This window comes from Vibrio sp. 10N.261.46.E11, from assembly GCF_041472735.1.
Lineage (GTDB): Bacteria > Pseudomonadota > Gammaproteobacteria > Enterobacterales > Vibrionaceae > Vibrio.
Genome location: NZ_JBFRQW010000037.1, coordinates 64921 through 73989, shown reverse-complemented (window position 1 = coordinate 73989; position 9069 = coordinate 64921). Strand labels below are relative to the sequence as shown.

7 protein-coding genes are annotated in these 9069 nt (G+C 43.2%); 3 read left to right on the top strand and 4 right to left on the bottom strand.

Going from position 1 to position 9069, the window contains the following annotated elements:
- The first annotated feature begins 694 nt into the window (after positions 1–694).
- Positions 695–943 carry a type II toxin-antitoxin system antitoxin HipB gene (gene hipB / locus AB4407_RS12370; RefSeq protein ID WP_017110259.1) on the top strand — a complete coding sequence of 83 codons (249 nt, stop codon included), beginning with the start codon at positions 695–697 and terminating at the stop codon, positions 941–943.
- Entirely contained in the window at positions 943–2259 is a 1317-nt protein-coding gene (locus tag AB4407_RS12365; protein WP_048658807.1) for a type II toxin-antitoxin system HipA family toxin, read from the top strand. Before hipB ends, AB4407_RS12365 begins: the two co-directional genes overlap by 1 nt.
- Before the next feature lie 130 nt (positions 2260–2389).
- Here the strand turns inward: AB4407_RS12365 and AB4407_RS12360 are convergent, their stop codons facing one another.
- The 4 genes from AB4407_RS12360 to AB4407_RS12345 form a co-directional block, all read right to left on the bottom strand.
- Positions 2390–4270 carry an ATP-dependent zinc protease gene (locus AB4407_RS12360; RefSeq protein ID WP_372120753.1) on the bottom strand — a complete coding sequence of 627 codons (1881 nt, stop codon included), beginning with the start codon at positions 4268–4270 and terminating at the stop codon, positions 2390–2392.
- 305 nt (positions 4271–4575) lie between these two features.
- Positions 4576–5385 (bottom strand): M15 family metallopeptidase, encoded by an 810-nt coding sequence (locus AB4407_RS12355; RefSeq protein ID WP_372120752.1) that lies wholly within the window; start codon positions 5383–5385, stop codon positions 4576–4578.
- A gap of 99 nt (positions 5386–5484) precedes the next feature.
- The gene (locus tag AB4407_RS12350; protein ID WP_372120751.1) at positions 5485–6213 is read right to left on the bottom strand and encodes a DUF429 domain-containing protein; all 729 of its coding nucleotides are present in this window, start codon (positions 6211–6213) and stop codon (positions 5485–5487) included.
- Between the two features lie 49 nt (positions 6214–6262).
- Complete coding sequence (locus AB4407_RS12345; RefSeq protein ID WP_372120750.1) at positions 6263–7870, bottom strand: class I SAM-dependent methyltransferase; 1608 nt, start codon at positions 7868–7870, stop codon at positions 6263–6265.
- Between the two features lie 244 nt (positions 7871–8114).
- Here AB4407_RS12345 and AB4407_RS12340 point away from each other — a divergent pair, with 244 nt between their 5' ends.
- Positions 8115–9053 carry a hypothetical protein gene (locus AB4407_RS12340; RefSeq protein WP_372120749.1) on the top strand — a complete coding sequence of 313 codons (939 nt, stop codon included), beginning with the start codon at positions 8115–8117 and terminating at the stop codon, positions 9051–9053.
- Positions 9054–9069: the final 16 nt, after the last annotated feature.

Genomic DNA, 9069 nt, shown 5'->3' with positions numbered 1-9069 from the left:
GCTTTTACCGTCAACAAAATGAGAAACGGATAAATAACGCATTCTAAGTCGAGCATTGGATGTGGAATTAATCAGACTCGGAAAATCATGCTTCATAAGGACTCCTTTTAAGAAATCACATTAGATCACAAAATTAACGGAATTGGTATTAGTACTAAAAGCAGATACTAAACGCGCCACCTTGCACTTTCGCTTTCAACACACCTTCAAAAGCCGTAAATAAATCAAACGTAGCCTCCACACATCCAACTTGGATGATGCTAATACCTTGCGTTACCATTATTTATTTCTTAATCACCTGTGTTTTCACTCACAGGGTGATGCACAGTGTAAGTGCTTTTGATTGCCATAACTTTAGTTTAGAACCATCTCGTTGCGCTTCAAAGTCAGTATTTCTAATTATCTCTTGTGTGGCATATTTGATCTACTTACGTGTAACTATCACCTCACCTTACCCGCATGGATAATCGCCAATCGCAAAAGAACTTAGCGACAAGTCTAACAAAGGCTGGCATCCACCTTCTTGCAATACCTCTTTAAGCTAAAGGCTTTGATAATCCTACTTTATCCTCTACAAGGTATATAACTTGCAATATCCCCTACAAGGTATAAAGTTACATATATCCCTTTGTTGGGATAGCACGACCAATATCCTCTAATGGGGATAAAACATCATAGTAAGGAGTGACAACTTGTGATTTATAGCCCACAACAATTAGCCAATACTTTACTGCTAATACGCCAAAAGAATAGGTGGACTCAGTCTGAGCTGGCAAAAAAAGTAGGGATAAAACAAGCAACCATTTCGAACTTTGAAAATAGACCAGAAAAGGCAACTATTTCAACAATGTTCAAGCTTATCCAAGCATTAGATCTCACCCTTAAAATCGAACCCAAAGATGCAAAAAATAGTCAAAGCACTGTTGATGAGGAAGATTGGTAATGCAACAACTTAATGCCTACATGAATGGTGAGTTGGTCGGTACTCTCACAAAGCAAAACAATGGCTCTCACGAATTTAAATATAATGAGTCTTGGCTCAGTAACGACAAATCTCGCCCATTATCTTTATCCCTTAAACTACAAATACCTACTATAACTTCTGATGCCGTTATCAACTACTTTGACAACCTGCTACCAGACAATATTGCTATACGTAATAGGATTGTTGCACGCTATCAAACGGCTTCAAATCAACCTTTTGATCTTCTGAAAGAAATTGGCAAAGACAGCGTTGGTGCCATTGCTCTGCTCCCTCCAAGTCAACCCTATATCGAGAACAAACTGTCATACGAACTTCTTGACGAATCTCGGCTTGAAAAAATCTTAGCAGCCCATCATTCCAATATTCCATTAGGTATGATTAAGGAAGAAGATGATTTCCGAATATCGGTTGCTGGCGCTCAAGAAAAAACAGCATTGCTAAGGTTGAACGGAGATTGGTGTTTGCCTAAAGGGAATACACCTACAAGCCATATCATTAAGCTACCTATTGGTGAGATTAAACAGCCCACATCTATTCTAGATCTGACTGAAAGTGTCGAGAATGAGTTCATCTGTATTGAGTTAGCTAGAGAGTTGGGGTTTGATGTTCCGACCGTCGAGATCATCACAACCCATAATTATAAAGCCATTGCTGTTGAGCGTTTTGATAGACGTTGGATTAAGGATCGTACACACCTACTGCGCCTTCCTCAAGAAGATATCTGTCAAGCCAAAGGAATCCCTTCATCGATAAAATACGAAAGTGATGGAGGCCCCGGAATCGCCGATATTATGAAGCTACTTGAAGGCTCATCCAATGCACTGGAAGACAGATATAACTTCATGAAGTTTCAAGTTTTCCAATGGGCTATAGGCGCTATTGATGGGCATGCAAAGAACTATTCAATATTTATTGAAAAGCAAGGTAGTTATCGCTTAACACCATTTTATGACATTTTGTCTGCTTACCCTATCACGGGGAAAAAAGGACTAAACATAAGAAAATTAAAGTTAGCAATGGGATTAAAAGCAAGTCGTGGTAAGAAGTACCAAATAAGCAAGATCTACTCTCGCCACTTTCTTGATACAGCCCATTCAGTTGGCTTTAATTCTGATAGCATGCAAAGCATATTGGATGACATGCAAACTGAATTACCCAAAGCAATTGAGCGCCTCGCCGCACGCTTGCCTGAAGGTTTCCCAAAACACATAACCGAAGCTATCTTTGATAACTCTATTGCCATGCTTAACAAATTGAATTTGAGCAAGAACTAGATCATTCCCCTCTAGAGAAGATAGAACTTGATGTACTTTATAGAGCTCTCAACAAACAGCCACACATCCCATTGCTAAAATGTGTGGCCGTTTAGAGCTGTTCTGTTACGAACTTAGATAAGTTTAGGTGTTACTCCATATCACCCAGTAAGTAATCTTCATCGCTACTGACTACTGCGCCGTGCTTCAAGAAGTTCTTACCTAGGATCATGCTGTATTCAAAACGAGAGCGATCTTGAAGGTTTACTTTCACCTCTTTCTCTAGATCACCCAACTTAACCTTCATTTCAACGACAGGACGAATGTTCACCTTCTCGCCTTTCTTGGCTTTAATACGCATCACATCAATCACTGGCTTAGTGAACTCTTGCTTATCGCCTTGGTTGTTTTGATAGGTGAAACTCACCATGTCTTGGCCGTCTTTCTTAAACCGTTTGATGTTGACTGCATTCATTGAGCTCACATCCGCGCCTGTATCCAACTTGGCCGGGAATGTCATGCCGTTGACTTCAACAACTTCAATGTGCCCTACTTTAAACAAAGGCTCCGATTTCAAAAGATAATCAGATCGAGTATTCACATATACCCCATCTTTCGCCATCTTCTTACCTAAAATGAAGTAGGCCTCTTTCTCATTACTGTTAAGTACATCGATAGCAAACTCTTGCTGGCGAACTTTACCAGCGCCCAAAAACTCACCACTTACAACCGGACGAGTATCATCCCCGACTTTTAGCTTCTTAATAATTGGCTTTATTACCTTCTGCTTCTCACCATTTACATCTGTAAGATAAAATTCAACGGAAGCCTCTTTTCCTTTACCAGTCACTTCAAAGCTGTCGACCTTCAACAAAGGCGTGTTAACAGTGAATGAAGCAACAGCCTTCATAGGAAAACCATCTAATGTGATATCTTCTTCCGGTGAGATAATCAGTGGCTCAGTCTTTTTCGCGACCTCGCTGAAATTCTCAGATCCTTCTGAAAGGATATTCTCAGCACTGGTGTCAATCATAAAAAGCTCGCTTGCTGTATCGGTGCCCAATCTGAGCTGTGAGCTGCTATTCGAACGGTCGCGCAGGTACACCAGAACGTCTTTGGTTGTGTTTTCATCGAGTTGAACCGGCACATACACCAAAGGTCTTTTTTTACCACCTACACTTAACATATGAACTAATGGCAGTGTCATATCTTTCTGCTTACCATCGTTGTCGAACATATCAAACGTCACTTCACTGTTCTTCTTATCTACATCGATGTCTTTCGCATGAAGAATGCTGTAGCGATTTTTTAATGAGAAGGTCGCGTTCATCGCCATTCCCGAGATAGACATCACCTCTTTTCGGCCAACAACCGTCGCGTTTTCCTGCTCTTGCAAATAGTCGTAACCAGCAAACACCAGTGCGTTATCCGCAAGGAAGGTTTTGCCGATCAATACTGGCGCAGAGAAGTGGCTTCTGTCGGTCAGGTTAACGTCTGTTTTTAACTCTTGATCCGCAATGGTGAGCGACATTTTGACGGTAGGGCGAAGCAAAGGCGTGCTGCTGGTGCGGCTGCGTATTATGCTGACACGCTCTAAAGGTGCTTCTATTAATACCATGTCACCCGTACGTGGGTTTTGAACCTTGAACGAGACCACAGCTTCATATTTCGCAAAGGCGCTGCCATCCCAATCATCGTAATCAAAATCGGAATTGTTCAACAGGTCTTCGGTTAACGCCGCCATCAACTCTTTGTCTTTGAGGTTTTTGTAGTCGGCATTAGAGCTCTTCACATGAATGTCTTCCGCATGCATAGAAGTGGTTTCTGCACCGGTATCGATTTTACCAATGAAAGGAACGTCTTTTAGCCCTTGAACGCTAGATAGGTATACATTCTCTGTACGCCCTAATACCGCCTTACCATCGAGTTCGTAGGTCGGATTTTGAGTTGTGTGTGAAGTGTCTGTAGCCAAAGAATATTGTGAAAAAAGTAGAGTGCTTAAAAGAGTTAGAGCCAAAGGTATCTTTTTCATTAGTTGGTCCGTTGTGATCAGTTCACTAATAATACTGGCGATTCGGCAAATAGTTCCCCCACCAGCAATGGTTCTCACATAACGTTAACGCTATGAGTTTTTCGATGACAAACCGATGACTTTGCGCAGCATTCGCTTATCGATTATTGACCATTGGATACCCGATAACCTTTTCAATACGTGGTGTTCTATTGAAAAAATGAATACAAAAAAGGCCAACGACAAGCGCTGACCTTAGCGATTCAAAACACACCTGAAGCGAGTTTAACTTGCTAAAACACAAACGGTTCTAGATAAACATAGCACTAAAAAGTGCCGACTGTTTTCTTTGCACAGATAGCCCGAGCTTTTTCTGCTCCCTCGCCTTTATTCTGTTCAAAACATTGACGATAAGATTCGACGTAACGCTCAAATAGCACTTTGGCTTCAGGTTGTGTTTTAGAGAGCAGTTGGTTAACGAATTTTCTTGAGCCGACCTCAAAGTGCTGAGTATCGATTGGGCTATTCCAGTCCCCTCCCCAGATCATAAAGCCATGATGAGCAAACAGCTCTACCACATTTTCTGCCATGCCTCGGCGTTCAATTTCGTCACGAGCTCGAAAGCGAGTACGATTCACATAGCTTGTCGCAGATTGTGAAGGCTTTACCGTGATTCTTCCGTTGTTATCGAACTCTAAGAAAGGGTTTTGAACTGGGTTGATGTCTATCGCCACACCATAAGCATGTTTCGACCAACCTCCTCCGCCTGTAATAGGACGAGCGTTAAAGGCACTGCTGTTGTTCGCGTCCATTGAGGCGTTGTCGTCACCTCTGAATTCACGCATAAGGCGAGCAGAATGAAGAGGGAAATTGCGCTGTTTAAGCTCTGAAAAGATTTGTTCAACAGCAGGCGCAATAACATCAAGCACGATCATATTGCCCTGTTGCGTTTCCCCTTTGAAGTTAATGAAATCGAAATCCACTTTGGATAGTCGCTCACAACCGACAGGCGCACCACTACTCAAGACATTGTTCTTTTTCATCATGTCGCATTGCCATTGAGATATAGGGGCAACCTGGGCATAACTCGCGGCACTGAGCACAATGGCCAGCCAGCCGACAATAAAACGTTTCATATCAAAGACTCAAAAATAGTAAGAGTGAAAAGTAGCAGAAGTTGGAAAATATCAGAATTTCGAAAGTAACATATTAAGCCAAGTTGAGCGCACGCTTTGTTAGCGCGCTTTATTCCAATAGACAATCTCTCGAACTCGTCCGTTCTGATCGACATCAGCTTCTCCACCAACATCAGAAAGTTCAGGTAAGGTCGATAATTGCGGAGCGTAATAGGCGATCAACATCAGTACAAAAGCATCGTAAATATCGTCTATCGCGACGTCTTTACGCTTTGTGTTTGAAATGGCCAACAACAAACCGTCACACCATTGAGGGGCAAGTTGCTGAATAATAAAAAGCCGTTCCTCTTTGCCTTCTTGTGTTCGTTTGGAAAATGTCAGCGGTTCACCTTTCAAAGCTGCAAACAAAACTTCAGGGTGTGATTCCCTGATAGAAAGGTTGGGGTGAGATTCAATGAGCTCGTCAAGCTCGCGAATCTTGGGCACAATTCCCCAAGTCTGTTTAGAAAACTTCTTATCAAGCTGCTCCACATTGGCACTGCACGCTGCAATGTAATCGGTTTGATAAACCGCCTCTCGGCACGGAACAGGAAATACGGAAGAGCCACACTTACTGGTGAGAAAGCGTCTTGCCGCTTTATCGCATAATCTATCCGGAGTCTGCGAATCGCTAAAGCCAATTGGCATGTCGATTAACGTAGTTGCTTCCGTAAGATCATCGACCAACTCATCAAGGGTGTTTACCACTTTAAACGCAGGTATCTCATTGTCAGAGACAATCCAAGCGATCCAACCCGCCTTGCAGCCATCAATTCCGATGTATTTCATTGTTTACTCTACCGTTGCTTAAAGGATTAAATTAGAGGGTAAACTGCGATCAGTGCCACTCATTGATTAATAGTCGGCTTTTCACACCACGTACCTGCAAACCCATTGCATCAAACACCTCTTCGAAGTCTCGACACTGTGGTGGAATATTGGGTAACGAAAGCGCGGCTTCTGAAAAGAATTGTTGTTCAAAATGAGCCGAATCATTCCAAGCGAGTTGCCACCACTCTAGAATCCTCGACTTAGACGATCGCAGCTTTTCAGCCGTAGGAACTTTGTCACTTTTACTTAAGTTCTCTTTGCTTGTAGTAGGAAAGAGATTCCACTTATCGTTGTTTGGCCAGTAAGCGAAAGGCAAGCAGTGATCAACGTGATACTCACTTTTTAATGATTTTCCACTCCAAACGCTGACAATGTCGGCACGATCAGATCTAAGTTGTTCGACACGTTTACGCACATCGCGAGTATCGTGGTTTTGATCGATCCATACCAAGCAGTCGTGATACGTCTGTAGTGAGATACTTCGCTGTCGGTTCAACTCGAAACGCTGCATCTCCATGACCCATTGATTCACCACCAGCGGCTCAATCCAAGAGTGGTAGATTCTAAAGCACTCCCATAAGCTTTCATCGAGAGTGAAATAGCCAAAGCTTTCTAAGAACTCACTGTCGATAACCAGTGACTCTCGACTCTTACATCGCTGCTGAGGTGGGTGTACCTCAAACAACTTATTCTCTTTTGAACCTTGATAAATAAAAGTTACAGGCCCTGATTTAATGGTACTGATAGTTTGTGAAAACAGCTTCTGTAGTGCCTTGGCTTCATCGCCGAGAAACAGAGCGCCTATCGCTAGATCATCAGCACTGAGGTGTTTGAGTTTATTCCAACCATCCTCTTTTACAAATCCGAGGCCTTTACTCGTGTTGCTATTTTGCTGAATCCCAGCGCCTGAATGAGCATCCGCGATTCGCAGTAATGTTCTCAACAGAGCCAATTTATATGTGGCCGACTTGTTGTCATTGACAATAATGTGGCGCACCTTGTTCAAGTCACCGGAGCCATCATCTGGCAATGTCATAACAACGGTTTGCCACCACACTTCACTGCGGTTCAATGTGTCTTGGCTATCATCGACATGACGAACCAACAAGGCGCTGTTTTTTGATAAACGCTCAAGCTCTTCAACCGATACTTGATACCCTTCTCGACTGTCCTGAAACTCCCCATGACGCAGAGTTATCACCAACTTGCCGTTTGGAGCTAACAAGTTAGACAGCTTTCTAAATGCTCGCTCTCGATAAGACGAGGCTAAGTGCATCCATACAGCACTTACCAATATCAAATCAAAACGCATTCCGAGGTTTTCAGTGCGGCTAAGCGAGGGAAGTAAATCATCAATCCATGTTACGCTTGGGCCAGTATACTGGGCTCCTCGTTCACGTAATGAAGCACTAGGTTCTATCGCGATAACTTCAGCGCCAACCTTTTGCATCCATAACGCATCACGGCCACTTCCTGCACCAACATCTAGTACTTTATCGCCCTCTAGAGGCCAGTAAGCTTGCCAGCTTTTATGCACCGTCTCGAACGTCACTGAGTTGTACTGTTCACAAAGTGTGTGAGCATTTTTATCGTAAAAAGGAATCGATGAGGACATATGCGCTATTGGAGTAATGAGACTAGCCCCATAGTAATGGTGGCCTAATAGGATTGCTAGCGGCAAATGTAGGTTCAGCAACATCCGTCAACATTCATCATTAGTGGCTGTTTTATATCAACATATCCCTATCGAACTAATCCAAAGAAAAGTGAAATAAACCAGGTGCAAGGTGACACTCGAACAGAGATAATTACTTTTACAATAATACTCCTAACCTCAATAGCCAGCCGATAGAAGTTCAATGACTCAATATTCCTACATCGACATCCCGTTCAACCTGCGCCACACCTGTTGGTTTTGTGGTGAGCCTTCTGATCACAGCGTTGAGTTTCCTAAAACCGCTTCGCTTTTTGCCAAGGTTGGTCATGTGCCGATGGCACTGCCAGCGTGTAAAGAGTGCGCGAATGTTAAGTACGCGAAAGACCTGACTTCGATTTGGGCGGTGCGCGACCAGATAAAGCATGCGCTCATTGATAAGTATGCCAAGCACTTAGGTATTGGTGAGAACTGGACTGAGCAAGAGCTGATAGACAGCGAGTTTACAGGCTCAACACTTGGCGGTTTTGGGCGCAGCGCTTGGAAGATGTATGAAATCGCCAAGCAGCGAGTCGAGTATAAAGGCTGGCCTTTGTCGGTTGATAACACCGTTATTGAGACCTACGACGAAACCAGTGGCTTTGAATTTGAAGGCACTCGTTATGCTTCAATTCATTCTTGTATCGACTATTTCACCAAGGCTGCAGGCGTAGACAAAGAACTGCTCTCGGAGCTGGTCAATATTGTTTCATCAGAAAGGTTTAGCTACGCACTGAAAATTGCGAAGCTGAATAAGAATGTCTCTAATACCAAGCGCTTGGCGATCATCGACGAGGTACTGCTGCAAGAGTCTGAACAACAAGAGATTTTACTGGAACAGGCTAATGCGATGTTTAACCCAGATATTGAAGAAGTCTCGGTTGCAGGTTCAACAGCTCCAGTGTTTGCGATTCAATGGGCAATCGCAAACAAGGTGGAAGATTTAGCTCACCTATGTGCGCTTGAAGATGATTATTTTGACTATTTTGAACACCTTGGTGGCCCTGCAGCTTTCATGTCTTATAACGGCCTACAACTCTATTTAGAATCGCGTCAAGATCCTGAATGGGTAGAAAAGCTGGATCCCAATAAACAGTATTGGTGAACATGCCTCGCTACTG

Excerpts from the sequence above, each read along its gene's own strand:
- AB4407_RS12345 (WP_372120750.1), bottom strand. The coding sequence starts at position 7,870 with ATGTCCTCATCGATTCCTTTTTACGATAAAAATGCTCACACACTTTGT.
- AB4407_RS12355 (WP_372120752.1), bottom strand. The coding sequence starts at position 5,385 with ATGAAACGTTTTATTGTCGGCTGGCTGGCCATTGTGCTCAGTGCCGCG.
- AB4407_RS12360 (WP_372120753.1), bottom strand. The coding sequence starts at position 4,270 with ATGAAAAAGATACCTTTGGCTCTAACTCTTTTAAGCACTCTACTTTTT.
- AB4407_RS12365 (WP_048658807.1), top strand. The coding sequence starts at position 943 with ATGCAACAACTTAATGCCTACATGAATGGTGAGTTGGTCGGTACTCTC.
- AB4407_RS12350 (WP_372120751.1), bottom strand. The coding sequence starts at position 6,213 with ATGAAATACATCGGAATTGATGGCTGCAAGGCGGGTTGGATCGCTTGG.
- AB4407_RS12340 (WP_372120749.1), top strand. The coding sequence starts at position 8,115 with ATGACTCAATATTCCTACATCGACATCCCGTTCAACCTGCGCCACACC.